The 25690-nt window shown below is 73.9% G+C and carries 20 protein-coding genes and 1 pseudogene; 13 read left to right on the top strand and 8 right to left on the bottom strand.

The window, feature by feature from the left end; translation table 11 throughout:
• Positions 1–124: 124 nt before the first annotated feature.
• Positions 125–1450: an extracellular catalytic domain type 1 short-chain-length polyhydroxyalkanoate depolymerase gene (locus D7223_RS05550; protein WP_120725414.1), complete on the bottom strand. Its 1326-nt coding sequence runs from the start codon at positions 1448–1450 to the stop codon at positions 125–127.
• Positions 1451–1672: 222 nt separating this feature from the next.
• Between D7223_RS05550 and D7223_RS05545 the strand changes: the two genes are divergently transcribed.
• Together D7223_RS05545 and D7223_RS05540 are read left to right on the top strand one after the other, a co-directional pair.
• Positions 1673–2866 carry a low temperature requirement protein A gene (locus D7223_RS05545; RefSeq protein WP_158610820.1) on the top strand — a complete coding sequence of 398 codons (1194 nt, stop codon included), beginning with the start codon at positions 1673–1675 and terminating at the stop codon, positions 2864–2866.
• Between the two features lie 80 nt (positions 2867–2946).
• Entirely contained in the window at positions 2947–4008 is a 1062-nt protein-coding gene (locus tag D7223_RS05540) for an NAD-dependent epimerase/dehydratase family protein (protein ID WP_120725410.1), read from the top strand.
• 19 nt (positions 4009–4027) lie between these two features.
• Here D7223_RS05540 and D7223_RS05535 read toward each other — a convergent pair whose 3' ends face one another.
• A complete protein-coding gene (locus D7223_RS05535; protein ID WP_120725408.1) occupies positions 4028–5449 on the bottom strand; it encodes a hypothetical protein in 1422 nt (473 codons plus the stop codon).
• 147 nt (positions 5450–5596) lie between these two features.
• Here D7223_RS05535 and D7223_RS05530 point away from each other — a divergent pair, with 147 nt between their 5' ends.
• The 6 genes from D7223_RS05530 to D7223_RS05505 all read left to right on the top strand — a co-directional run bounded on the left by D7223_RS05530 (position 5597) and on the right by D7223_RS05505 (position 11991).
• Positions 5597–6271 carry a glycosyltransferase family 2 protein gene (locus D7223_RS05530; protein ID WP_120725406.1) on the top strand — a complete coding sequence of 225 codons (675 nt, stop codon included), beginning with the start codon at positions 5597–5599 and terminating at the stop codon, positions 6269–6271.
• A complete protein-coding gene (locus D7223_RS05525) occupies positions 6268–6945 on the top strand; it encodes a TIGR04282 family arsenosugar biosynthesis glycosyltransferase (RefSeq protein ID WP_120725404.1) in 678 nt (225 codons plus the stop codon). The genes D7223_RS05530 and D7223_RS05525 overlap by 4 nt, the downstream gene beginning before the upstream one ends.
• Complete coding sequence (locus tag D7223_RS05520; RefSeq protein WP_120725402.1) at positions 6942–7634, top strand: class I SAM-dependent methyltransferase; 693 nt, start codon at positions 6942–6944, stop codon at positions 7632–7634. Before D7223_RS05525 ends, D7223_RS05520 begins: the two co-directional genes overlap by 4 nt.
• Positions 7635–7896: 262 nt before the next feature.
• A complete protein-coding gene (locus D7223_RS05515) occupies positions 7897–10029 on the top strand; it encodes a heavy metal translocating P-type ATPase (RefSeq protein ID WP_120725825.1) in 2133 nt (710 codons plus the stop codon).
• 75 nt (positions 10030–10104) lie between these two features.
• A complete protein-coding gene (locus tag D7223_RS05510) occupies positions 10105–11457 on the top strand; it encodes a hypothetical protein (protein ID WP_120725400.1) in 1353 nt (450 codons plus the stop codon).
• Positions 11458–11571: 114 nt separating this feature from the next.
• Positions 11572–11991 (top strand): hypothetical protein, encoded by a 420-nt coding sequence (locus D7223_RS05505; RefSeq protein WP_120725398.1) that lies wholly within the window; start codon positions 11572–11574, stop codon positions 11989–11991.
• A gap of 53 nt (positions 11992–12044) precedes the next feature.
• Here D7223_RS05505 and D7223_RS05500 read toward each other — a convergent pair whose 3' ends face one another.
• Positions 12045–13286 (bottom strand): PucR family transcriptional regulator, encoded by a 1242-nt coding sequence (locus tag D7223_RS05500; protein WP_120725375.1) that lies wholly within the window; start codon positions 13284–13286, stop codon positions 12045–12047.
• 84 nt (positions 13287–13370) lie between these two features.
• On the opposite strand from D7223_RS05500, the gene D7223_RS05495 reads away from it, so the two are divergent.
• Both D7223_RS05495 and D7223_RS05490 read left to right on the top strand, forming a co-directional pair.
• Entirely contained in the window at positions 13371–14462 is a 1092-nt protein-coding gene (locus D7223_RS05495) for a ferredoxin reductase (RefSeq protein ID WP_120725373.1), read from the top strand.
• Between the two features lie 14 nt (positions 14463–14476).
• Positions 14477–15628 (top strand): fatty acid desaturase family protein, encoded by a 1152-nt coding sequence (locus D7223_RS05490; RefSeq protein ID WP_120725371.1) that lies wholly within the window; start codon positions 14477–14479, stop codon positions 15626–15628.
• Positions 15629–15722: 94 nt separating this feature from the next.
• Here the strand turns inward: D7223_RS05490 and D7223_RS05485 are convergent, their stop codons facing one another.
• The gene (locus D7223_RS05485; protein ID WP_147252530.1) at positions 15723–16649 is read right to left on the bottom strand and encodes a hypothetical protein; all 927 of its coding nucleotides are present in this window, start codon (positions 16647–16649) and stop codon (positions 15723–15725) included.
• Between the two features lie 207 nt (positions 16650–16856).
• On the opposite strand from D7223_RS05485, the gene D7223_RS33920 reads away from it, so the two are divergent.
• Positions 16857–18362, top strand: a complete 1506-nt coding sequence (locus D7223_RS33920; protein WP_120725823.1) for an ATP-binding protein — start codon at positions 16857–16859, stop codon at positions 18360–18362.
• 234 nt (positions 18363–18596) lie between these two features.
• Positions 18597–20402 (top strand): acyl-CoA dehydrogenase, encoded by a 1806-nt coding sequence (locus D7223_RS05475; protein WP_120725367.1) that lies wholly within the window; start codon positions 18597–18599, stop codon positions 20400–20402.
• 279 nt (positions 20403–20681) lie between these two features.
• Here D7223_RS05475 and D7223_RS05470 read toward each other — a convergent pair.
• The 3 genes and pseudogenes from D7223_RS05470 to D7223_RS05455 all read right to left on the bottom strand — a co-directional run.
• Positions 20682–20915: pseudogene (locus D7223_RS05470) on the bottom strand (AMP-binding enzyme); the annotation flags it as partial.
• A gap of 346 nt (positions 20916–21261) precedes the next feature.
• On the bottom strand, positions 21262–21732 hold the full coding sequence (locus tag D7223_RS05460; RefSeq protein WP_238161596.1) for a pyridoxamine 5'-phosphate oxidase family protein: 471 nt from the start codon (positions 21730–21732) through the stop codon (positions 21262–21264).
• A gap of 352 nt (positions 21733–22084) precedes the next feature.
• Entirely contained in the window at positions 22085–23770 is a 1686-nt protein-coding gene (locus tag D7223_RS05455) for a long-chain-fatty-acid--CoA ligase (protein ID WP_120725361.1), read from the bottom strand.
• 101 nt (positions 23771–23871) lie between these two features.
• Between D7223_RS05455 and D7223_RS05450 the strand changes: the two genes are divergently transcribed.
• Entirely contained in the window at positions 23872–25476 is a 1605-nt protein-coding gene (locus D7223_RS05450; protein WP_120725359.1) for a glycosyltransferase 87 family protein, read from the top strand.
• Here D7223_RS05450 and D7223_RS05445 read toward each other — a convergent pair.
• The gene (locus D7223_RS05445) at positions 25459–25638 is read right to left on the bottom strand and encodes a hypothetical protein (protein ID WP_120725357.1); all 180 of its coding nucleotides are present in this window, start codon (positions 25636–25638) and stop codon (positions 25459–25461) included. The genes D7223_RS05450 and D7223_RS05445 overlap by 18 nt on opposite strands.
• Positions 25639–25690: the final 52 nt, after the last annotated feature.

Here is a 25690-nt window from a genome sequence, read left to right as displayed (position 1 = left end):
ACTGCGAAGGCTAGATCGGCGGCGCGGGCCGGGGCCCGGTTTGCCGCATTACCGAAGCCTTACCGGTCTCGCCCCGCCGGCGTCGACCGGCCCGCCCGGAGCGGGCGGGCCGGTCGGCCGGCGGTCAGCCGTTCACGCAGGGGGAACCGTTGAGGGTGAACGAGGACGGCCGGCCCGGGTCACCGGTGTGGGTGGCCTGGAAGCCGATGGTCACCGAGGCGCTCGGTGCCAGGACCGCGTTGTAGGAGACGTTGCGGGCGGTCACCGCGCCGCTGGTCGGGGCGTACGAGGCGTTCCAGCCGTTGGTGACGGTCTGCCCCGGCGGCAGGGTGAAGGTCAGGCCCCACCCGTCGATCGTCGTGCCGCCGGTGTTGGTCACGGTCACCGAGGCGGTCAGGCCGGTGTTCCAGGCGTTCACCGCGTACGCCACCCGGCAGGCGGCCGAGGTCGGCGGCGGGGTGGTCGGCGGCGGAGTGGTCGGCGGCGGCGTGGTCGGCGGCGGAGTGGTGGGCGGCGGGGTCGTCGGCGTGGTGGTGTCCAGGCCGAAGAAGCGGATCGCCTGGGCGGCGTCGACCGGCAGGTTGTGCGAGACGCCCTGCATGCTGATCGCCTCGACCGGAGCCTGGCCGCCACTGCCGCCGTAGCGGGTGCGGGTGTATCCGGGCTGCGGGGAGTCGGTGTAGGCCGGCGTCTGACCCAGCCCGTGCAGGTTGGTCCACTGCTTGATCTGCTCGGTGAAGTTCGGGTAGCGCAACGTCTCGTCGTTGGTGCCGTGCCAGGTCTGCATCCGTGGCCGCCGGCCGGTGTAGCCCGGGTACGCGGCCCGCACCAGGTCGCCCCAGGCCTGTGGGGTGCGGGTGACCTGGCCGTTGGCGCACTCGCTGTTCCACTCGGACCCGTTGGTGGTGGCGAAGCAGCCGAACGGTACGCCTGAGAAGGCCGCGCCCGCGCTGAACACGTCGGGATAGAGCCCGAGCAGGACGTTGGTCATCATCGCGCCGGACGACACGCCGGTGGCGAAGATCCGGGACGGGTCCACGTCGTAGCGCTGCCGGACGTGGTTGACCATCGACATGATCCCGACCGGGTCGCTGCCGCCGTCGCGGCGCAGCGCCTGCGGCGAGGAGACGTCGAAGCACTTGCTGCTGCGGGTCACCGACGGGTAGACCACGATGTAGCCGTACCGGTCGGCCAGGGACGCGAACTGGGTGCCGGAGTGCAGGGCCGGACCGCTGCCGGTGCAGTAGTGCACCGCCACCAGCAGTCCCGGCCGGGGCGCCACCCGGTCCGGCACGTACAGGTACATCCGCAGGTTGCTCGGATTGGTGCCGAAGCCGGTCACCTCGGTCAAGGTGGCGGCCGAGGCCGGTGCGCCGCCGGTCAGCGCCGCGAGGGCGGTCAGCACGGCGGCCACCAGGGCGGCGCCGATCAGCCGGAATCTGGCTGTCATGGGGGTTCCTCCGGAGTGCCGAGAAACGGGTGGGCTGCCCGGGGCCCATGCGGTGTCCGGCTCAATAACATCCACAAGTATGGATACCGTGGGCGTCCGCTGGCAACCGGCGCGGGGTGCGGGCTCCGGCGGGGGTCATGCTCTCCGGTGTCGCCGCGGGCCGGTCGCCCGTCGTGTAGAACTGATCCTGATGAGGGAACAAATCGCCCTGACGCGGACATGATGCCGCGCCTCAGGGTCGCCGGCCTCGGCGACAGCCGGAGTCCTCGCGGGGCGACGGTCCTCGAACTGCTGTTCGACATCGTCTACGTGTTCGCCCTGGCCCGGCTCGCCGGCCGGATCTCGGACGACCTCACCATCGTCCGGGACACCCTGCTGTCCGAGGCGGGGCAGACCGTGGTGGTCTTCGTCGCGATGTGGCTGGTCTGGTCGCTCAACGCGCTGACCACGAGCCTGTTCGACCCGCGCCGCCCCGACCTTCAGGTCATTCTGCTGCTGTCGATGTTCGGCACGCTGGTGCTGGCGGTGTCGCTGCCCCAGGCGTTCGGCGAGCGGGGAGTGATCTTCTCCTGCACGTACGTCGCCATCCAGGTCGGCCGTCCGCTCTACCTGACGCTGGCGCTGCGTGGCCACCCCCGGCAGCGCGGCATGCTCCGGGCGTTGACCTGGCACTCGGCCTCCGGCGTGCTCTGGATCGCCGGCGGGGCCAGCGGCGGCACCGGGCGCGGCATCCTCTGGACCGCCGCGGTGGCCATCGAGGTCGTCGGCAGCGCGACCCGGTGGCCCGTCCCCGGGCTCGGGGTCACCTGGCAGTGGGGCGACCGGCTCTCGGTGGACCATCTCGCCGAGCGGTACAACCAGTTCTTCATGATCGCTCTTGCCGAGGTGCTGCTCGAGACCGGCGCCGCGATCAGCTATCCCGGTCTCTCGACCGAGCGGACCGCCGCTCTGGTCGCCGCCTTCCTGACCGTGGTGGCGTTCTGGCGGATCTACTTCTCCCACGTCGGACCGAGCCGGGCGGCGACCACCGGTGACGCCCGGGACGCCCTGCGGCCGTCGGAGTGGGCGAGCTTCAGCCTGCTGCTCATGGTCACCGGAATCGTCTGTGTCGCGGTGGGCTTCGGGCACGTGATCGAGGATCCGGAACCGCCGATCGACTGGGCCCTGGTGGCGGTCCTCTTCGGCGGCCTGGTGCTGTTCCTGGTCGGCCGGATCTTCCTGGAACGACCGGTCGACCAGCACCGACGCTGCCGGGTGCTGGCCGTGGGCGCGCTGGTGCTGGTCCTGGTGGCACCGACCATGGTGTTGGTCCCGCCGATCGTCATGGCCGTCGTCGCGTCCCTCATCATCAGCGCGGTCGCCGTCTCCGACCGGTTCTTCCACGCCAGCCCGGTGCCGACCAACCCGACGCTGTGACCGTCCGGCGAATGTTGCGAGGTCCTTACGGGCCTTCGAAGCCGGCCGTCACCACCTCCGGCCCGACCTACGCTGCCGGGATGCGGGTACTGCTCACCGGCGCCGCCGGTTTCATCGGCTCACACGTCGCCGACCTGCTCGCCACCCGGGGTCACGAGGTGGTGGCGGTGGACGCCCTGCTGCCCGAGGCGCACGACGGCGAGCTGCCGGAGTGGTCCCGGCGGCACGCGCCGGTGATCGGCGACGTACGGGACCCCGACCTGCTCGACCGGCTGCTGTACGGCGTCGACGCGGTCTGCCACCAGGCCGCCATGGTCGGCCACGGGCTGGACCCCGCCGACGCGCCCGCGTACGCGAGCCACAACGACCTCGGCACCGCGGTGCTGCTGGCCGCCATGCACCGGGCCGGGGTGACCCGGCTGGTGCTGGCCAGCTCGATGGTGGTCTACGGCGAGGGGCGGTACTCCTGCGCGGGGCACGGCGTGGTCCGCCCCGCCCCGCGCCGCTCCGCCGACCTCGCCGCCGGCCGTTACGACCCGACCTGCCCGCACTGCGGCGGCACCCTGGCACCCGAACTGGTGCCCGAGGACGCGCCGCTGGAGCCGCGCAGCACCTACGCGGCCACCAAGCTCGCCCAGGAGCACCTGGCCGGCGCGTGGGCGCGACAGACCGGGGGCGGGGTGTGGGCCCTGCGCTACCACAACGTCTACGGCCCCCGGATGCCCCGCGACACCCCGTACGCCGGGGTCGCCTCGATCTTCCGGTCCGCCCTCGCCGGCGGGCGCCCGCCCCGGGTGCTGGAGGACGGGCGGCAGCGCCGCGACTTCGTCCACGTCACCGACGTGGCGCGGGCCAACCTGTGCGCGCTGGACACGCCCCCGCCGGCGGATCTGGTGCCGGTCAACGTGTGCTCCGGCGAACCGCGTACGGTCGGCGACCTCGCCGCCACCCTGGCCGCCACCATGGGCGGGCCGGCCCCCGAGGTCGTCGGCGGCGCCCGCTCGGCCGACGTGCGGCACGTGGTGGCGGATCCCCGGCGGGCGGCCGAGCTGCTCGGCTACTCCGCCCGGGTGGGCTTCGCCGAGGGCGTGGCCGCGTTCGCCACCGACCCGCTGCGGGAGCCGGCGGCGGTGGCGGTCTGACCGCACCCGGCCGGCCCGGTCAGGACACCGTCCACACCAGGTGGTTGACCGCCAGCGCGGTCGCCGCCTGACCGGCGAGCCACCAGCGGCGGCCCGCCGGCGGCAGGTGGACGGTCGCGACCAGCAGCCAGACCGTGAAGGGCAGCCAGATCCGCTCCACCTCGGCCTTGCTCAGTCCGGACAGGTCGGCCGCGACGACCGCCGCGGCCGCCGCCAGCGGCAGCAGGACCGTCGGCCCGACCACGCCCGGCAGGGTCCGGGCCGCGACGACGCACCGCCGGACGGCGGTGCCCGCCCGGCTGCCGGTCGCGGCTGCCCGGACCGCCGCGCCGCCCGCCCGGCCCGCCCGCAGCAGTGCCGGCCCGAGCACCGGACCGGCGCTGAGCAGCAGCGCCGCCAGGTTCGCCCACACCCAGTAGGCGTACGGGCGGTCGGCGGCCCAGCCCTGGTAGTAGCGCTCGACCACCAGGTGGTACCCGTCCCACCACCGGAAACCGGCCAGCTCGAAGGCCAGCACCACCGCCGTGACCCCGGCCGCGCCGGCGAGCAGGGCGGGCAGCCGGCCCGCCGGGCGCACCGCCAGCACCGCGAGGGCCAGCAGCCCGACCAGCACGAAACCGTACGACAGGTGCAGCGCGAAGCCGAGCAGCAGCCCGCCGGCGGCGGGTGCCGCGCGGCCGGGTACCGCCAGCAGGGCCAGGCCGGCGGCGACCACCCCGGCGAACACCCCGTCGGCCGACGCGCCCACCCAGACCGCCCCGGGCAGCAGCACCAGGAACGGCACCACGGCGCGGGCGGCGTCGACGGCGCCCAGCGCCCGCAACGCCACCGGCACCGACACGGCGACGGTCGCGCCGACCAGCACACAGGTCAGCGCGGCGGCGGTGCCACCGCCCAGCCCGACCCGGTCCAGCCAGACGAAGATCAGCAGTGCGCCCGGCGGGTGCCCGGCGGTGTGGGTGGACCAGGACTCCGGCTGGAAGTCCAGGATCCGGCCGGTGAACCCGGCCAGCATGGCGGGGATGTCGTCGACCCGGGGCACCTCGTGCAGGTACTCGGCCTGTGGGGTGAGCTTCTCGGTGAGTCCCGTGGACCAGCCGTCCACCAGGGCCAGGGCCAGGGTCCACCCGACCGAGGCCGCCCAGGCCGCACCGAGCAACGGCACCCACCGGGCCGTCCGCGCCCAGGCCAGGCCCGGGCCGAGCACGGCGAGCGCGACCAGCGCCGCGACCGGCGTACCCCAGCCGGCGTGCGGCCCCCAGGTGGCGAAGAGCGGCGCGGCGTCCGCGTGCAGGCCGGCGCCGCGCGCGTTGAGCAGCGCGCCGGTGGCCACCGCGGCGGCGACCAGCGCCGCCTCCACGCCGAGCACGATCAGGTCGGCGCGCGAGCGGCGCGTGCGGGCGCGGTCCGCGGCGCGGGGCCGGGTGGTGGTCGCTTCCATGTCGACCGGACGGTACGACCATCGGCGGCCCGCCGACAGCCGAACCGCCGGAGATGTCACCGTCCGGTAAGAACCGATCAGGTGGTAAGGGATCCGTAAGGTCGGATCCGCCCACGACCTGCGGCGACGCGGCCTAGCGTCGGCAGTATGCCGACACCCATCGACGTGGTGCTGCCCTGCCTCGACGAGGCCGCCGCCCTGCCCGGCGTGCTCACCGCGCTGCCGCCCGGCTACCGGGCGATCGTGGTCGACAACGGATCCCGGGACGGCTCGCCGGAGGTCGCCGCCGCGTACGGCGCCCGGGTGGTGCACGAGCCCCGGCGCGGCTACGGCGCCGCCGTGCACACCGGCGTGGAGGCGGCCGAGGCCGAGCTGGTCTGCGTGCTGGACGCCGACGGCTCCTTCGACCCCGCCGAGCTGCCCGCCCTGGTCGGCCCGGTCGCCGCGGGCACCGCCGACCTGAGCGTGGGGCGGCGTCGCCCGGTCGCCGCCGGGGTCTGGCCGTGGCACGCGCGGGCCGGCACCGCGCTGGTCGCGGCGCTGCTGCGGCACCGGGGCGTACCACTGCACGACCTCAGCCCGGTCCGGGTCGCCCGCCGGGACGCGCTGCTCGACCTCGGCGTCACCGACCGCGCCTTCGGCTACCCCCTGGAGCTGCTGATCCGGGCGGCGGCGGCGGGCTGGCGGATCCACGAGCGCGACGTCAGGTACGCCCCGCGCGCCGCCGGGACCCGGTCCAAGGTGTCCGGGTCGGTGCGGGGCACCTGGCGGGCGACCCGCGACTTCGCCGGCGTCCTGCGCACCGTGGGCGACGGACGATGACCGTTCTGCTGGTGATGGCGAAGGCGCCGCTGCCGGGCGCGGTCAAGACCCGGCTCTGCCCGCCGGCCACGCCGGCGCAGGCGGCCCGGGTCGCCGCCGCGGCCCTGCGGGACACCCTCGACGCGGTCGGCGCGACGTCCGGGGTGACACCCGTGCTGGCCCTGCGGGGACGCCTCGCCGACGCCGAGGACGGCGACGCGCTGGCCGCCGCGGTGCGGGGGTGGACGGTGCTGGCGCAGCGCGGCGACGGGCTCGGTGACCGGCTCGCTTACGCCCACGCCGACGTGGCTGCCGCGTTCCCCGGCCGTCCGGTGGTGCAGATCGGCATGGACACCCCGCAGGTGAGCCCACCGTTGCTGCACGCGGCGGTCCGGCGGCTCACCGGGGCCGAGGCGGTGCTCGGGCGGGCCCGGGACGGGGGTTGGTGGGCGGTCGGCCTGCGCGATCCCCGGCACGCGGCGGTGCTGCGGTCGGTACCGATGTCCACCCCGCAGACCGGGCGGCGCACCTGGGCCGCCCTCGTCGATCAGGGACTGCGGGTGGCGCCCCTGCCGATGCTGCGCGACGTCGACGGGTGGGACGACGCGCTGGCGGTCGCCCGCGAGGTGCCGGCGAGCCGCTTCGCCGGCACGGTGGCGACGTTGGACCGTACCGTCGGCGGTGTCCTCCGGTGACCAACGACCTGCTGCCGGCCCCCGCCGGGACACCTCGCCGGGACCGGGCCGGGGACGTCTTCGCCGCCGCCCTGCGGGACCGGCCCGGCCCGCACTGGCTGGTGCACGACGACGGGCGACACCGGGCGTTGCCGGTACGCCGGTGGCACGGGCCGCCGGAGCCCGCGACCCGGGCGGTGGTGGCCCGGTGCGCCGGGCCCACCCTGGACGTCGGCTGCGGGCCGGGCCGGCTCACCCTCGCGCTGGCCCGCGCCGGTCACGCGGCGGTCGGCGTCGACGTCTCGTCGTACGCGGTGCGCCTGGCCCGGTCCCGTGGCGTGGTCGCGCTGCGGCGGGACGTGTTCGCGCCCCTGCCCGCGGAGGGCCGGTGGGCGCACGTGCTGCTGATGGACGGCAACATCGGCATCGGCGGTGATCCGGTGGCACTGCTCGCGCGGTGCCGTGACCTGCTCCGCGCGGACGGGACCGTGCTGGTGGAGCTGGAAGCGCCCGGGCCGGGGCTGTGGCGCGGACACTCCCGGCTGGTGTCCCGCGACGCCGACGGCGAGCCGCGTCCGGGTGCGGCGTTCCGGTGGGCGCGGCTGGACACCGTGGCGGCGCACGGGGTCGCGGTCGCCGCGGGCCTGAACGTCCGAACCCTCTTCGCCGCCGGCCGGCGGTGGTTCGGCGAGCTGGCCCGTCGAGGTTGACCCGCCCGTCGTGCCGTCCCGCCGCCCGTCGTGCCGTCCCGCCGCCGGCCGGCGCGCGCCGGGTCCGGGTCACCCGGACACACCCCGCCCGGCCCCTTTGCTCTGCTTCACCTCACGCAACGGATCGGGCCGATAACCGTTGCGTCCGTTGAAGCAGAGCAAAGGGGCCGCGAGACACCCGTCCTCGGTCGAGCCGGTACCCCTCGGGGGTAGTTGCCTATATACCCCTGGGGGGTATATGGTGCTGATGGAGGTGGACGGGATGGACCATGAGCACGCGGTGAACCGCCCGGTCGAGCCGGGCACGGCCGGGCGGGACACGCACGCCGGCCACGACCGGCACCGGAGCGGCCACGACGGGCACGCCGGCCGCGACAACGACGCCGGGCACGACAAGCACGCCGGGCACGACCCGGAGCAGTTCCGCCGGCGGTTCTGGCTGAGCCTCGCCCTGACCGTGCCGATCGTGGTCACCAGCCACATGGTGATGGACTGGTTCGGTTACTCGCTGGACTTCCCCGGGCGGGACCTGGTCGGCCCGGTCCTCGGCTCGGTGGTCTTCCTCTACGGCGGTTGGGCGTTCCTCGTCGGCGCCGTCCGCGAGATCCGCGACCGGGCGCCGGGCATGATGCTGCTGATCTCGATGGCCATCACGGTCGCGTACCTGGCCTCGCTGTCGACCAGCCTCGGTGTCTTCGACCTGGACTTCTGGTGGGAGCTGGCCGCGCTGGTCACCATCATGCTGTTCGGCCACTGGCAGGAGATGAAGGCGATCGGCCAGGCCCAGGGTGCCCTCGCCGCCCTCGCCACGCTGCTGCCCGACGACGCCGAGCGGATCGCCGAGGACGGCACGGTAACCCGGGTGCCGGTCACCGAGCTGCGCGTCGACGACGTGGTGCTGATCCGCTCTGGTGCCCGGGTACCCGCCGACGGGCGGATCGTCGACGGCGCCGCCGAGCTGGACGAGTCGATGATCACCGGAGAGTCCCGGCCGGTGCCCCGTGGCGTCTCCGACCGGGTGGTCGCCGGCACGGTCGCCACCGACTCGGCGTTGCGGGTCCGCGTCGACGCCGTCGGTGAGGACACCGCGTTGGCCGGGATCGGCCGGCTGGTCGCCCAGGCGCAGGCCGGCGGCGGACGGGCGCAGGTGCTCGCCGACCGCTTCGCGGCGCTGCTGTTCTACGTCGCCACCACCGCCGCGCTGGTCACCTTCGTCACCTGGTGGGCACTCGGAAACGCCGACCAGTCGGTGGTCCGGACCGTGACGGTGCTGGTGATCGCCTGCCCGCACGCCCTCGGGCTGGCCATTCCGCTGGTGATCGCCCTGTCCACGGCGGTCTCCGCCAAGGCCGGCATCCTGGTCAAGGACCGGCTGGCACTGGAGCGGATGCGGACCGTGGACGCCGTGCTGTTCGACAAGACCGGCACCCTCACCAAGGGGTCGCACACCCTCACCGCCGTCGCCGCCGCCGGTGGATCCACCGAGGACGAGGTGCTGCGGGTGGCCGCCGCCGTCGAGGCGGACAGCGAACACCCGCTGGCCCGGGCGATCGTCGCGGCGGCGGAACAGCGGGGACCGCGGGCCACCGCCCGGGAGTTCCGGTCGCTGACCGGCCGGGGCGTGCAGGCCGTGGTCGACGGCGCCACCTGGGCGGTCGGCGGGCCGGCGCTGCTGCGCGAGTGGGACGTGACCGTGCCGGACGACCTGGTCACCGCCACCGACGGCTGGTCCGCCCGGGGTGCGGCGGTGCTGCACCTGGTCCGACTCCCCGACGGCGGGCGACCGGTCGTGGCCGGAGCGTTGGCCCTGGAGGACGAGGTGCGGCCGGAGGCCCGCGCCGCCATCGCCGAACTCCGCGCCCAGGGCATCCGGAAGATCGCGATGATCACCGGAGACGCCCGGACGGTCGCCGAGGCGGTCGCCGCCGACCTCGGGTTCCGGCCCGGCGTGGACGAGGTCTTCGCCGAGGTCCTACCCGCCGACAAGGACCGTGCGGTGGCCGAGTTGCAGCGCCGGGGCCTGACCGTGGCCATGGTCGGCGACGGGGTCAACGACGCGCCGGCCCTGGCCCGTGCCGACGTCGGCCTGGCCATCGGCGCCGGCACCGACGTGGCGATCGAGTCCGCCGGGGTGATCCTCGCCTCGTCGGACCCGCGTGCGGTCACCGGCGTCATCCGGCTGTCCCGGGCGGCGTACCGGAAAATGGTGCAGAACCTCGCGTGGGCGGCCGGCTACAACGTGGTGGCCCTCCCGCTCGCCGCCGGCGTGTTCGCCTGGGCCGGGTTCACCCTCAGCCCGGCGGTCGGCGCGGTGCTCATGTCCGCCTCGACGATCGTGGTGGCCCTCAACGCGCAACTGCTGCGCCGGGTGCGGCTCGTCCCCGACCAACACTGACGGCACACCGGGCCGGTCCGCACCTCGTGGGGTACGGCACCATGACGTGGTGCCTGATCGACGTGTGGACCGGCCATGACCGCCGTCGCGGTGACCGCGTTCGGCCTCGCCTGGTGGCTCGGTCTCTACCTGCTCGCCCGTAATCCTCGGCAGCCGGTCCTGTGCCGTGCCGGGGTGGGCCTGCTCGCGTACGCCCTGGTGCTGGCCTGCGACGGCCTGGCCGTCGCGGCGCAGGGCGCGGTCGCGCGGCGGCTGACCGAGGTCGGCGGTGGTCTGGCCCATCTGCCGGCCCTGGCCTGGACCGGGGTGCTCCTGGCCCTGCTGCCCGAACCGGTCGCGCTGCGGGCCCGGCTGGACCGGGCGTGGCGGCTCGTCGCGCCGGTGCTGGGGGCCACCCTGGTGGCCCTCGGCGCCACCGGGTCGCTCACCGGGGCGCCGGCGCGGACGGTGGCCGGAGCGGCGGTCCTCCTACCGCTGCTCGGCGTGTACGTGCTGGTGCTGCGGCACCGTCGGGCACTGCGTCCGGCCGGCCCGGCCGGTGTCACCGTGGTGGTCACCCTCCTGCTCGGCCTCGGTCTGAGCCTGGTGCTGCTACCGGGTGACCTGCTGCCCCGCGCCGTCGCCCTCGGCGCCGTCGGGCTGGACCTGGCGCTGCTGGGCGTCGCCGTGGCCGCGTTCGACGCGTTCGCCGAGGGGGAGACGCTGCGCGCCGACATGGCCCGCTCGGCCCTGGCCGCCGGCGTGGCGACGGCGTTGTTCGGTGGTCAGGTGGCGGTGGCGCTGCTGGTCGCCCCTCGCGCCGGTACGGCGGTGGTGGCGCTGCTGTTCGGCACGGTCGCCGCCGCGATCGCCGTGCAGGTGCTGGCCAGCCCCTTCCAGAACGCCCTGGACCGGTTGGTGTTCACCGGATCCCCAACGGTGGCGCGCACCAGGGCCGAGCTGCGGTCGGCTGCCGACGCGCTGCCCCGCCGTGACGACGCGACCCGGCTGGCGGCGCTGGACGAGGCGGAGTTCGCCCGGCTCACCCGCCGGGCACTCAGCCACTACGGCGACCTCGGGCGGCTGGTCGCCAGTCCGCTGACCGCCCATCCGGAGATCGACAAGCGACTGGCCGCGCGGGGTGTCGACGACCAGCCGGTGGAGCGGGCGGCCGAGTTGAAGGGGTTGCTGCTGGAGAGCATCGTGCGGCTCAAGCCCCGGGACGGGGAGTTCGGCACCAGCGCCGAGTGGCGTTACTACAACGCGCTCTACTTCTCCTACGTGGTCGGCATCCGTCCCTACCGCCGGCACGTCGAGACGCGCGGGCTGGACACCCCCGGCCGGGAGGCCCTCGGATGGTTCCGGCGGGACGTGCCGGAGCGGACCCTGCACAACTGGCAGAACGCCGCCGCCCGACTCGTCGCCACCGACCTGCGTAGCCGGTTGTGACCGATCCGCGGTGATTGTTCCGGTCAACTGGCAGAACATGGCAGCGTCCGGTGTCGCCCTGGCAGCGGATTCCGGCCGACGGTGGTGCTCCCGAACGACGAAAGGGAGTCCACCATGACCGCCGACCTGACCGCCCGCACCGCCGTAACCGCCGGGACCGACCGGTCACTGCTGCGCCTCGCCCTGCGGATCGACGCGCTCGCCTCCGGCGCCAGCGGGCTCGCGTTCGCGCCCGGCGCCGCTCTCGTCGCCGATCCGCTCGGCCTGCCCACCGCGCTGCTGGTGCCGGTGGGGATCTTCCTGCTCGGCTACGCCGCCGCGTTGTGGCTGCTCGCCGCCCGCCCGAGGATCGACCGTCGCGCCGCCGCCGTGGTCGTCGTGGTGAACCTGATCTGGGCGGTGGACAGCGTCGTGCTGCTGGCCGGCGGGTGGTTCACGCCGACCATGGTCGGCGTCGTCGTGATCGCCGCGCAGGCCGCCGCCGTGGCCGGGTTCGCCGCGGTCCAGTGGATCGGCCTGCGCCGGGACCGCTGACGCGGGGTGAGTCGCCGGCCGCCGACGGGGGACACCCCGTCGGCGGCCGGCGGTCAGGCGTCGGCCCGCTCGTCGACGTCCGTCCGCGGCGGGAAGGCCAGGGCGACGGTGAGGTCGAGGGTGGTGGCCGGGTCGTGCAGGCGGTCGCCGTACAGCTCGCGGAGTTTGGCCATCCGGTACCGCACCGTCTGCGGGTGCACGAAGAGGTCGGCGGCGACGTCGTCGCGCCGGCCGTGGTGCAGCAGCCAGGACCGCAGGGTCTCGGTGAGCCGTTCGGCGGTGGCCGGCGGCAGCGTCGCCAGTGGCGCCAGCACCCGGGCGCGCAGGTCGGCCAGGCCCTCCGGGTCCACGCTGAGCACCAGTGCGGCGAGGTGCTCCTCGGTGTCCAGCGGCGCGCCGTCGGCGGGCGGCCGCAGGCCGAGGGCGAGGGTCCGGGTGACCCGCCGGTAGGAGGCCGACGCCTCGGTCCACGGCCGGGCCGGGCCGACCGCGGCGCGCCGCCCGCGCAGCGTCCGGGCGAGCTGCCGCCGCCGGTCGCCGTGCGCGTCCGGCACCAGCAGCACGGCCAGGTCCTCGCCGGGTCCGACCTCCGGCAGGTCGTCGGCGCCCTCCAGGGTGTGCCCGGGCAGCAGCGCGAGCGCCGCCCGCAGGTTGGCCCGGGGCAGGAGTACGACGGTGAGCGTCTGCGGCGGTGGCCACCCGGCCCGGTCGGCGCTGCGCAGCAGCGTCTCCTCCGGCTCCCCGGCGAGCAGTTGCCCGGCGAGGCGTTCCAGGCTGCGGCGTTGGGCCCGGCCGACGCTTGCCAACTCGTCGGAGTGCCCGGCCACGCTGGCGGCGGAGAGTTCGTCGATGTAGGCGAACATCAGCTCGGCGAACTCGGCGACGGTCGCGGCGGACAGCCCGCCCTGGACGGTGGTGGTGGCCATCTCCCGCCAGGACACCCGGGCACCGACCCGGTACGCGGCCAGCAGCGCGTCCATGCTCCGGCCCGAGCGGGCCTCGCCGCTGCCCAGTGCGTACGCCGCCTCCAGCGCGGAGGCCAGCGGCGTGCTCGGCCCGGCGCCCTGCGGGCACTCGATGAGCTGGAGGAACGTGCCCAACGCGAGCTGCACCGCGTTCTCGATCTTCGCGCGCATCTGGCCGGTTAGGGTGCCCGAATAGCTGGGTACCTCCGCGGTGATGGCGCTGACCGTGCGTGCGGCCAGCACCGGCAGCCGGTCGCGCAGCGCGCCGGCCACCGGCGCGTCGAGTTCGAGGTGGGCGGCGCGCCGGGTCGCTTCGAAGCTTTCCGGCATCTTTGTCACCTCCGAACAAAACAGTTGGCCCGGTTCACCTCGGAAGGGCAAGCTTTTATGCCATTCTGCCGCGACCATCGGATTATGACCACCACCGTCCCTCGGTCTACCGCGACCCCGTCCCTGCGCGGCCGGATCCTGCGGCTCGCCGCGGCGGTCACCACCCCACTGCTGCCCGACGACTACCTCGACCTGGTCGCCCCGCTGCGCGCCGGCGCCGACCTGCGCGGGCGGGTGCTGGCCGTACGCCCGGAGACCGCCGACGCGGCGACCCTGGTGATCCGCCCCGGCCGGGACTGGCGTGGCCACACCCCCGGCCAGTACGTCCGCCTCGGCGTCGACGTCGACGGCGTCCGCCAGTGGCGCGCCTACTCGGTGACGTCCGCTCCCGGCCCGCGCAACGGCCCGATCGCGATCACCGTGAAGGCCATCCCGGACGGGGTGGTCAGCAACCACCTGGTCCGCCGTACCCGCCCGGGGACGCTGGTCCACCTCGACCAGGCCCGGGGCGACTTCGTGCTACCCGCCACCGCACCGCGACGGGTGCTCTTCGTGACCGCCGGCAGCGGTGTCACGCCGGTGATGGGCATCCTCCGCTCCGGTGCCCTGGCCGGCGCGGACGTGGTCGTCGTGCACTCCGCGCCCACCCCGGCCGACGTGATCTTCGGCGCCGAGCTGCGGGCCCTGGCCGACGCCGGCGACCTGCGGCTGGTGGAACGGCACACCGACAGCGCCGGCCTGCTCACCGTCGACGACCTCGCCGCGCTCGTCCCCGACCACCTGGACCGGGAGACCTGGGCCTGCGGGCCGCGCGGCCTGCTCGACGCGCTGGAGGCGCACTGGGCGGACGCCGACCGGGCCGAGCTTCTGCACACCGAGCGTTTCCGGCCGGTCGTGGTCACCCCCGGCGAGGGCGGCACCGTCACCTTCGGCCGCGCGGGGGTCACCGTCGCGGCCGACGGCGCGACCCCGCTGCTGGACGCCGGTGAGGCCGCCGGGGTGCTGATGCCCTCGGGCTGCCGGATGGGCATCTGCTTCGGCTGCGTCCTGCCGCTGCGCTCCGGCGCGGTCCGCGACCTGCGCAACGGTGCCCTGACCACGGCGGTTCCCGGCGACGGCGTCGTCATCCAGACCTGCGTGTCGGCCGCGGCCGGCCCGTGCCACATCGACCACTGATCGGAGACACCGACGTGACCGTGATCCAGAAGAAGCCCGTCAACCCGATCGGCCACCTCACCGCCGAGGACATCGAGATCATCGGCAAGGAACTCGACGCGCTCCGCGACCGGGTCCTCGCCGAGCGGGGCGAGAGCGACGCGCGCTACATCCGCAAGGTCATCAAGACCCAGCGGAGCCTGGAGATGGGCAGCCGCGCGGTGCTGCTCTTCTCGCTCTTCCCGCCGGCCTGGCTGATCGGCACCGCCGGCCTGTCGATCGCCAAGATCCTGGAGAACATGGAGATCGGCCACAACATCCTGCACGGCCAGTACGACTTCATGCGCGACCCGAAGATCCACTCCACCACCTGGGAGTGGGACCACGTCTCCCCGGCCGACCAGTGGAAGCACTCGCACAACCAGCTGCACCACACGTACACCAACGTGCTCGGCAAGGACAACGACCTCGGGTACGGCATCATGCGCGTCGACGAGGACCAGAAGTGGCACCCGATGCACCTCGGCCAGCCGCTGTGGAACTTCCTCAACGCCTGCTTCTTCGAGTACGGCATCGCCGCGTACGACCTGGAACTGGGCCGGAATCTGCAGAAGGGGCGGCACAAGGCCCCGGAGTTCCGGGCCCGGGCCCGCGCGGTCGGCCGCAAGATCCGGCGCCAGGTCCTCAAGGACTACGTGATCCACCCGCTGCTGTCCGGCCCGTCCTTCCTCAGCACCCTCGCGGCGACCTTCACCGCCAACATGATCCGCAACGTGTGGAGCCACTCGGTGATCATGTGCGGGCACTTCCCGAACGGGGTGGAGACGTTCTCCAAGACCTCCATCGAGGGCGAGACGCGCGGCGAGTGGTACCTGCGGCAGATGCTCGGCTCGGCCAACATCAGCGGCAGTCGGCTGATGCACATCATGACCGGCAACCTGTCGTTCCAGATCGAGCACCACCTCTTCCCGGACCTGCCGAGCAAGCGGTACCAGGAGATCGCCCCCGAGGTACGGGCGCTGTTCGACCGGTACGGGCTGAAGTACACCACCGGCCCGCTGCCCAAGCAGGTGGCCTCCGCCTGGTGGAAGGTCATCCGGCTCTCGCTGCCCAACCGTCGTACCGCGATGCCGGCCGCTCCGGCCGACGAGCGCCGCGTCCCGGCCCTGGCCGCTAGCGGCGCCTGACCGGCCCGCCCTCGCGGCGGCGTCCGCCCCGGCGGCGCCGCCGCGTCGCGACGGGCGCGCGCGCAGCCGTTCCGGGGCGGCCGGAACCGAGGCCCTACCCGGACGTGAACTGATCCCGCAACGTGGTCAACAGCTCCCGCGCGACACCTTCCTCGGGCACCCGCCCGGCGACGGTCTGCCCCTGCGGTGCCCGCACGACGAGCGAAACTCCCTGCTCGTCGACCTGTGATCGCACGCGCCAATCGGCTTCCCAGGGCAGCCGCCGGCCATCGGGACCCTGGACGCCGTCGTGGTCCACGGACAGCTCGCCGAGTTGTACCCGGCCCTCGCGGGCGAAGGTGGCGAGCAGCCGTCGCCGAACGTGCTCGCGGCTCAGGTCGACGATCATCAACGACAGTCTCGCCTGACGGTGCGCGCCGACCACGACGAGCGGCCGCGTGCCTCCGGTCGTGGTGAGTTCCAGACGGTCGTCATATCGGTGCTGCAAGCCGTCGCCGGCCACGACGACGAAGGGTCGATGCCACACGCTCTCGACGTCGTCCCAGCGCACGCTCCGCCGGCTGTCCGCCGATTCGATCACCAACTCGTCGGCCGTGACGGCGTAGGTGCGCCTGCCACCCTCGGGAGGCACGAAGAACACCCACGTCACGGCGGCGACCACCGCCAGCACCGCCCGGCCCACGCCGAGAGGCGGGCCCCACAGCACCCACGCACCGACCACGGCGGCCATCACGAGGATGACCAACAACGGCGTCGCCGTGGTGAAGAAGGTGCGGCGAGCCCGGAACCGGATCGCCACCCCGGGAGGCGGCTTCGTCGTCGGCACCCGGGTCCGCACCGACAGTGCGAGAACGAGGCCGACCATGGCGGCGACCAGGACACCACCCACCACGAGTATCAGGCCGGTCCAGTCGTCCTCCGCCACGACCAGGAACGTGCCCGTCGCCGCCAGCAACAGCCCGAACACCCCGAGGGGCACGAGGCGTGCGAACAGTCCGCTCCTGCTCACCGCGGTCGGCAATCGGTGTCCACGCCTGCCGCGCGCTTCCGTGTGCCGTTCATACCGATCACCGTAGTCCGGCGACTACCTCGGGTGAACAGCCCATGTCGTCGTATGTCGATGTGCGGCGTCACGTGAAGGTCCGCCGGGCCGGCCGACGTGTGCGGTGGGCGCGGTGGGGGTGGGGGTGTCAGGCTGGGGTGGCCGACCGCCGGAAGGGTGGAGATCATGCCCGAGCAGGACACCGTGGAGCGCTTCGGCGCCCGGGTCACCATCGTGGACCCCGTCGCACTGCTGGCGGCGGCCCGGACCGAGCCCGTCGTGCTGCGGCTGGGCACCGACTTCCCACCACCGGTCACCGGCGTACGGGTCACCCTGCGCCCCGACACCGCCGACCGGACGCTGCGGATGGTCGCCGAGATCCGTACCGGCGCGGTGGACCGGGCGACCGACACCGCCCTCGGCTGGCTCGCGCTCAACGCGCTGAGCCCGGCCGGGGCGCTCCTGGTCCGGCGGCTGGCCGGGACCGGGGTGGACGCCGGGCCGCTGGCCGCGCGGGTCGGCCGGATGGCCACCGAGGCGTCCCGGCGGCTCGGGCTGGACGGCCCGCCTCCGACGGCGGTGGTGGACCGGCCGCCGGTCGCCGACCCGGCCGGCGCGGCGGTGCTGGCCGAGGCGGAGGCGCTGGGCCTGCGCCCCGAGGTCGTCGACGCGCCGGCGGTGGTCGGGCGGACCGTCACCGTACGGGTGGAGATGCCCGTCGACGCGGTCACCCCGGCGCACCTGCGGGCCACCGTCGCGGTGGCGCTCCAGGTGGTGCGGGACCTCGCCGGGGACGACCCCGAGCCCCGGGTGCTGCGCGGGCGGGCGTACGTCCTGGATCGTCCACCGGCCGCGCCGCAGCCGGCGCGTCCGGCGGCGCCGCGCAGCGAGACCGTCACCCTGGACCAGGTCGGTGGCCTGGACGAGGTGGTCGCCCGGTTCCGGGAGATCGCGATCTCGTTCCGCCACCCGGACGTGATGGCGCGCTGGGGTGCGCGACGGCCGCAGGGCATCCTGTTGTACGGCCCGCCGGGCACTGGCAAGACCATGCTCGCGCGGGCGCTGGCCAACGAGATCGGGGCGGACTTCAAGGAGATCCGCACCCCGGAGATCCTGGACAAGTGGCTCGGTGGCTCGGAGCGCAACATCAAGCAGATCTTCCGCGAGGCGCGTCGCTACCGGGAACCCACCGTGCTGTTGTTCGACGAGTTCGACAGCATCATCAGCTACGCCGGCGCGGGCGGGGACGCGGCCAGTCAGGCGGTCAACGCGGTGGCCGGGATCTTCAAGCAGGAGATGAACACGCTGATCGAGGAGAACCCGAACGTCATCGTCGTGGCCACCACCAACTTCCCGCAGCGGGTGGACGCCTCGTTGGTCCGGTCCGGACGGTTCGACGTCAAGCTGTCCATCCCGCCGCCGGACGAGGCCGGGCGGGCGGAGATCATCGCGAAGATGATCCGGGAACTGGTCGACCGGCACGCCGCTCCGGGGTTCCGGATGTTCGCCGACGACGTCGACCCCGCCGCGCTGGCCGCGCTCGCCTCCGGGCTGACCGGCGCGGACATCCGCGAGGTGCTGCGCCGGGTGCAGTTGGCCAAGGCGATGCGGGAGGCGACGGCCGGCACCCCCGCCGCCCCCATCACCCAGGAAGACCTGACCGAAGCCGTCACCACCCTCCGCCGCGGCTGACCCACCCCCGCCCGCGATCTTGCACTTTCGGTCGCCGATTGGTGCCTTGTGTCCCAGTTGCGGCGACACAAAGTGCAAGATCGCGGGGGTCCGGGCGGGCGTGAGGGCGTGGGATTTTCGGGCCGGGCGGGGTGGTGCGTTTGCCGGGGCGATCGGCCAGGATGGCCTGGGGGAGGGCATCGTCACCGCTGCGCCGCGGCCGGCGTCTCCGCCCACCCGACGGAAGGAGACACCGTGTCGTCCACCCTGCTGTCCCGGCGTGACCTGCGGTTCCTGCTGCACGACTGGCTGGACGTCACCCGGCTGACCGAGCGGCCCCGCTACGCGGAGCACTCCCGGGAGACGTTCGACGCGGTGCTGGACCTCGCCGAGCGGGTGGCCACCGAGCGGTTCGCCCCGCACAACCGGGCCGCCGACCGCACCGAGCCGACCGTGGACGGCGGACGGGTACGGATCATCCCGCAGGTCGGTGAGGCGTTGGACGCCTTCGCGCAGACCGGCCTGCTGGCCGCCGCGATGGATGAGTCGATCGGGGGGATGCAACTGCCGCACGTCGTACAGGCCGCCTGTTTCGCCTGGTTCCAGGCGGCCAACGTGGGCACCTCCGCGTACCCCTTCCTGACCCTCGGCAACGCCAACCTGCTGCTGGCACACGGCAGCCCCGAGCAGGTCGACACCTGGGTCCGGCCGATGGTGGAGGGCCGCTTCTTCGGCACCATGTGCCTGTCCGAGCCGCAGGCCGGCAGCTCCCTCGCCGACGTCACCACCCGCGCCGAGCCGCAGGACGACGGCACCCACCGGCTGTACGGCACCAAGATGTGGATCTCCGGTGGGGACCACGAGCTGGCCGAGAACATCGTCCACCTGGTGCTGGCCCGGATTCCCGGCGGCCCGCCCGGGGTCAAGGGCATCTCACTGTTCATCGTGCCGAAGGTGCTGCTCGACGGTGACGGCGCGCTCGGCGCCCGCAACGACGTGGTGCTGGTCGGCCTGAACCACAAGCTCGGCTACCGGGGCACCACCAACACGCTGTTGAACTTCGGCGAGGGCGTACACCGGCCCGGCGGCCGTCCCGGCGCGGTCGGCTACCTGGTCGGCGAACCGCACCAGGGCCTGGCGCAGATGTTCCACATGATGAACGAGGCCCGCATCGGCGTGGGCGCCGGCGCGACCGCGCTGGGCTACACCGGCTACCTCAAATCCCTGGCGTACGCGCGGCAGCGCCCGCAGGGCCGGCCGGTCGCCGACAAGGACCCCACCGCGCCGCAGGTGCCGATCATCGCCCACGCCGACGTGCGGCGGATGCTGCTGGCGCAGAAGAGCTACGTGGAGGGCGCGCTCGCGCTGATCCTCTACTGCGGACGGCTGCTCGACGAGGAGCGGACCGCCCCGGACCCGGCCGACCGGCAACGGGCCCACCTGCTGCTGGACATGCTCACCCCGATCGCCAAGAGCTGGCCGTCGCAGTGGTGCCTGGCCGCGAACGACCTGGCCATCCAGGTGCACGGCGGGTACGGCTACACCCGTGACTACGACGTGGAACAGCACTGGCGGGACAACCGGCTCAACGCGATCCACGAGGGCACCCACGGCATCCAGGCGCTCGACCTGCTCGGCCGGAAGGTGACCATGGCCGGCGGGGCGGGCCTGTCCCTGCTGGTCGACACGATCCGCGCCACGGTCACCCGGGCGTGGAAGGCCGAGGGGGAGGCCGCCGAGCTGGCCGGCGCGCTCGGCGCCGCCCTGGACCGGGTCGCCCTGGTCACCCGCCGGGTGTGGAGCACCGGCGACCCGCAGGTGGCGCTGGCCAACGCCAGTGTCTACCTGGAAGCGGTCGGGCACGTGGTGGTCGCCTGGATGTGGCTGGAGCAGCTCCTGGCCGTGGAGGCGGCGGGCACGGCGGACGAGGACTTCCTCGCCGGCAAGCGGCAGGCCTCCCGCTACTTCTTCCGGTACGAGCTGCCCCGCACCGGCCCGCAGTTCGACCTGCTGGAGAGCCTCGACCGGACCACCCTGGACACGCGCGACACCTGGTTCTGACCGGGCCGGACCCCGTGGCCGGCCCGGTTCGGCCGAGATCCACTCGATGTCACTGATATCGGGGTGTCGTACCCACTTGGACACCCCGACACCAGTGATGTCGAGTGAATCATGAGCTGAGCGAGCGACTCGGCCGGGCGCCCGACCACGATGGCACCTCACCTGGAGCTACTATCGCGTGCCCACCCAGGTCATGTCCGGCCAGGGGCCAAAATCGAGTGCTCCGACGATCCGCGCCAACTCGGCAGGCACCTGTCCTGGCTCCTGGGCGGGACTGGGGAGGACCTTGCCGATCTGCGAGCGGGGCAGGTCCGTCACCACGACCACGCGGCGGGGCACCTTGTAGCCGGTCAGGTGGGTCCGGCACGCCGTCCGGATGCCCGCCTCGTCGGTGGTGCAGTCCTGGTGCAGGACGACCGCCGCGACGACCTCCTCGCCGCCGCCGGCACAGGGCAGTCCGACCGCCGCGGCGTCCAGGACACCCGGTACGCGGCGCAGCGCCTCCTCCACCTTGTCGACCAGTTCGGCACGGTCGGGATGGACCTGCTAGCTAGCTCAGGGAGGTCCCGGTGACGTCCGTGATCGACCCGTCGTTGCGTCTCACCTGGCGTGGTAGGAAGGGCCCAGCCCACGCCACCACCTCGGCTTCGGAACACCACAGCCGGCGCGGCCACGTGTCGCCGTAGAGTGCGCTTCCCTGACCCCAGACCCAGGCCAGTTCGCCGTAGGAGGCGCCTGCGTTGATCTGGTCCGGGCGGACGGCGGTGATCCGCTGCGCCAGGCCATGCATGAGCGGTATGTCCGCAGCGGTGCTACGTAGTCCGGCCGGGTCGACGACTCTGTTCCTGTAGGACCAACCTCACCGACGCCAGAACTGTCGGGGCGCGAAACCCTCACGTCGTAACCAGTGCTCGGTGTAGACGATCCGCTCCGCTTCGACGACCACGAGCGTGTCCTGGGGCGGCTCGGACAACGGTCGCCCCCGCTCGGCGTGCTCGTTCTCCCAGCGGAACGCCGTCCAGTAGTGCGCACGGTCGGGATGCGGCGGGTCGAGCACCCTGGCCGTGCCGAACAGTTGAGCGCCTCGGCTGCTGGCCAGCCCGACCAGCGGTGCGAAGATGCCGACGGAGACGCGCGGGTCGGCGGCGATGTTACGCATCTTCGGCGATTGCGGCGCGGCGGTAAAGAGCACCGCGAAGCCGAGCGGGCAGTAACGCACCGGCGTGGCCAGCGGCCCGTCCGGGCCCGTGGTGGCGAGCACGCACATGTTCTGCGACGACAGCAGGTTGAGGATCCGCTCCTCAAGCCGTGCTCGGTCGAGCCGCTTCACCGGCGCGGGCCCGGAAAGCCACGGATTCGTCAACGGCCTGCCTTCGCCGGGCGTGCCGCAACGGGGGGCGCTGCCGAGATCGACAGCTTTCTCACCGACGCGGCCACGCCGACGACATTAGCCAACTGGGGTGCTGATGTCAGTCCGGTATGAGGATCACGGGCGCTTCGTCGTGGCCGTGACCACCCGGCGGGTTACGTCGGGTCGGGGGAGGTCCCGCCGAGCAGGTGCTGGCGGACGCGGGCGCGTACGGCCTGACGGCGCTCGGCCGGCCAGTCGGCCTCGACGGCGGCGCGGCGGGCGCGGCGGCCACGGTCCCTAAGGGCCTGAGCGGGCCGACCGCCGAGCGCGGTCAGCCGGCCAGCAGGCGGTCCCGTACCTCGCGGCGGAGGACCTTGCCGATCTGCGAGCGGGGCAGGTCCGTCACCACGACCACGCGGCGCGGCACCTTGTAGCCGGTCAGGTGGGTCCGGCACGCCGTCCGGATGCCCGCCTCGTCGGTGGTGCAGTCCCGGTGCAGGACGACCGCCGCGACGACCTCCTCGCCCCCGCCGGCACAGGGCATTCCGACCGCCGCGGCGTCCAGGACACCCGGTACGCGGCGCAGCGCCTCCTCCACCTCCGACGGGTACACGTTGAAGCCGCCGGTGATGATCAGCTCCTTGATCCGGTCCACCACGGTGACGAACCCGTCGTCGTCGATCACCACGATGTCGCCGGTACGCAGCCAGCCGTCGGGCAGCAGCACGGCGGCCGTCTCCTCCGGCCGTCGCCAGTAGCCGGTGAACACCTGCGGGCCCCGGATCAGCAGCTCACCCCGCTCACCGGGCGCCCGGTCCCGGGTGGGCTCCTCCGGGTCGACGATGCGGATCTCGGTCGACGGGAACGGTACGCCGACGGTGCCCGGCCGGCGGGCCGGCGACACCGGGTTGCCCAGGGCCACCGGGGACGTCTCGGTCATTCCGTAGCCCTCCACCAGCAGGCCGCCGGTGACCGACTCCCACAGCCGCACGGTGGCCGGGGGCAGCGCCATCGCGCCGGAGATCGCGTACCGGGCCGAGGAGAGGTCCACTCCGCGCTCCCGGGCGGCGGTGGCCAGCTTCTCGTAGATCGGCGGCACGGCGGGCAGGAACGTCGGCGGGCGTCGGCGTACCGCGGCGAGGGTCTGGTCGACGTCGAAGCGCGGGAAGAGGACCAGGGTGGCACCGATGGACACCGAGAACGTCAGGCAGAGCGTCAGGCCGTAGGCGTGGAACAGCGGCAGCACCGCGTACACCGTCTCGGCGCCGTCGCGCAGACCCGGCACCCACGCGCGGCCCTGCGCGGCGTTGGCCCGCAGGTTGCGGTGGGTGAGGATGGCGCCCTTGGGGGTTCCGGTGGTGCCGCCGGTGTACTGGAGCAGCGCGGTGTCGTCCGGGCCGGGCGCGGGGTGGTCGGCGGCCAGCGGCCCGGCGGCCGCGACCTGCCGCTCCCAGGACAGCGCGCCGGGCGCGGGCGCGGTCATCGCCGCGCGGGTGGCGCGGGCCGCCGGCAGCGGCAGCCGCAGCGCCCACCGCTTGAGCCGGGGCAGGGCACGGCTGAGGTCGACCGCCAGGACCGTCTCCACGGCGGTGGCCCCGGCGGTACGCAGGACCAGCGGCGCCATCCGGTCCCAGACGACCGCGACGCGGGCGCCGTGGTCGGCGAGCTGGTGGGTGAGTTCCTGCTCGGTGTAGAGCGGGTTGTGCTCCACCACCACCGCCCCGAGGCGCAGCACGGCGTAGAAGGCGACCACGTGCTGGGGGCAGTTCGGCAGGACCAGCGCGACCCGGTCACCGCGCCCGACGCCGAGCCGGCGCAGCGCCTCGGCCGCCCGTCGCACCTGATCGGCGAGGTCGGCGTAGCTGGTGGTGGTGCCGTAGAAATCCAGCGCGTCGTGGGACGAGAACCGGTCGGCCGCCTCGCGCAGCAGGTCGACCAGGGACTCCTCGGACGTCGGGATGGTCGCCGGCACGTCGGGTGCGTAGTTGCGCAGCCAGGGTCGTTCACTCAGGTCCATGTCTCTCCTCCCGGTCCCCGCTTACCGAACAGTAACCTACGGTCTCGTAGGTAACCGCGTACGGCCCCCACCGCGCCGCCGGCCCGACCTAGACTCCGGCTGTGCGGGATCGACGCGTGCTGGCCCTGTGGTCGCTGTTCAGCCTGCTCGCCGCCGGGTCGGCCGGGCTGGTGACACTCCGCCCGGATCGCCTCTCCGACCTGCACATCTACCGGGGCGCGCTGCTGCACCTGCACGCCGGCCGGCCGCTCTACGACTTCGTCGCCGACAACGGCGGCCCGTTCACCTACCCGCCGTTCGCCGCGCTGGTGCTCTGGCCGGTGGCCGCCGTCGCGGAGGGGGTCGTGCAGGCCGTCTGGCTGGCGGCGACCTGCCTGGCGGTGGTCGCCATCGCGGTTCCCGTCGGCCGGGTGCTGGCCCAGCCGGGACCCCGCCGGCAGCTCGTCGTGCCGGTGGTCGCCTGCGCCCTCATGCTCTCCGCCCCGGTGCAGAGCAACCTCCGCTTCGGTCAGGTCAGCGTCTTCATCGTGCTGCTCGCCCTGCTCGACGCGACCGGCGCGGTCCCCGCCCGGCTGCGCGGTGTTCTGGTCGGGGTCGCCGCCGCGATCAAGCTGACCCCGCTGCTGTTCGTGGTCTACTTCGTCGCCGTCGGGCGTTACCGGGACGCCGCCCGGACGGTCGCCGCGTTTCTCGCCTGCGGCGTGGTCGGGCTCGCCGTCCTGCCGGCGGAGAGCCTGACGTACTGGACCGAGGCGGTGCGCGAGACCTCCCGCATCGGCAACCTGGCCTCGCTGGGCAACCAGTCGATGCACGGCATGCTGTTGCGACTCGGCGTGGACCCGGCGGCGCTGCCGGGGCTCTGGGCGGCGCTGGTCGCCGTCCTGTGCGGGGTGGCGCTGCTGCGCGCCCGGCACCTGGCGGGCGCCGGCCGCCCCGGGCACGCCGCGGTGCTGGTCGGCTGCGCCACCGTCGCCGCGTCCCCGGTCTCCTGGACCCACCACCAGATCTGGCCGGTGCTCGCGGCGATGCTGCTGGTCGGCGGCGTCGGTGTCGCCCGGCGGGTGGCCGGCGCCGTGCTGCTGGTCACCATGGTCTTCTCGCTCGGCGTGCTGCTCGCGCCGGTGTCCACCCGACCCGGCGTGCAGTTCCTCCTGGAGAACGCGCGGGCGCTCGGTGTCGCCACGCTCTGTCTGGCCGGGTTCGGCGGCGTGGCCGTCGCGGCGACGCGGGTCCGTCGCCGGGCCACCCCGGTGCGGGCCGGGCTGCGCGTCGCCACCACCGCCGTCGCCGCCCTGGCCTTCTTCGCCGTCCAGCCGCTCCCGGCCGGCGCCGACCCCACCTTCAAGGCGTACGCGCTGTCCGACACGACCAACCCCCGGTACTTCTTCGTCTGCCGCGACGCGGCGAGCTGCGCCGCGTACGACAGCGGTGCTCCGGTGACCTTCGGAGTGCGGACCGAGCCCACGAAGGTCCGCGTCAACGGGGTGGTGTCCCCGCTCGTGGCGCGGCTGGAGTACCACTCCGCACCCGGTGGCCCGCCACGGCGGATCCCGCTGCTGGAGGCCCACCCCGGCAGCCGGGTCTTCTCGTTCCGGTCGGCCACCATGACGCACGGCCGGCTGGTCGCGTACGCCGCCGACGGGCAGCCGGTCGCCACGTACGCCGAGGAACTGGCCGCCGCCTTCGCGTCAGCGCCGCCGGGCTGAGTGCTGGTTGACCGCCTGCCGCCCCTTGAGGAACGCGAGCACGAGGACCGCGATGAGCGCGATCACCCCGATGATGATCAGCCAGCGGACCGCCTCCAGCAGCAGCCCGAGCAGGATCAGCACGCCGGCGACGACGCCGACGACCCAGAGCATGGCCCGCATGTCCACCTCCCGAGACCGCGCCGGGGTTCCCCGGCGCGGGTGTCACCTTCCC

It is taken from the genome of Micromonospora endolithica (assembly GCF_003626595.1).
In the GTDB taxonomy this organism is placed as follows: Bacteria; Actinomycetota; Actinomycetes; order Mycobacteriales; family Micromonosporaceae; genus Micromonospora; species Micromonospora endolithica.
The sequence above is the reverse complement of the archived record's forward strand: the minus strand, read 5'-3'. Positions and strand labels throughout refer to the sequence as shown.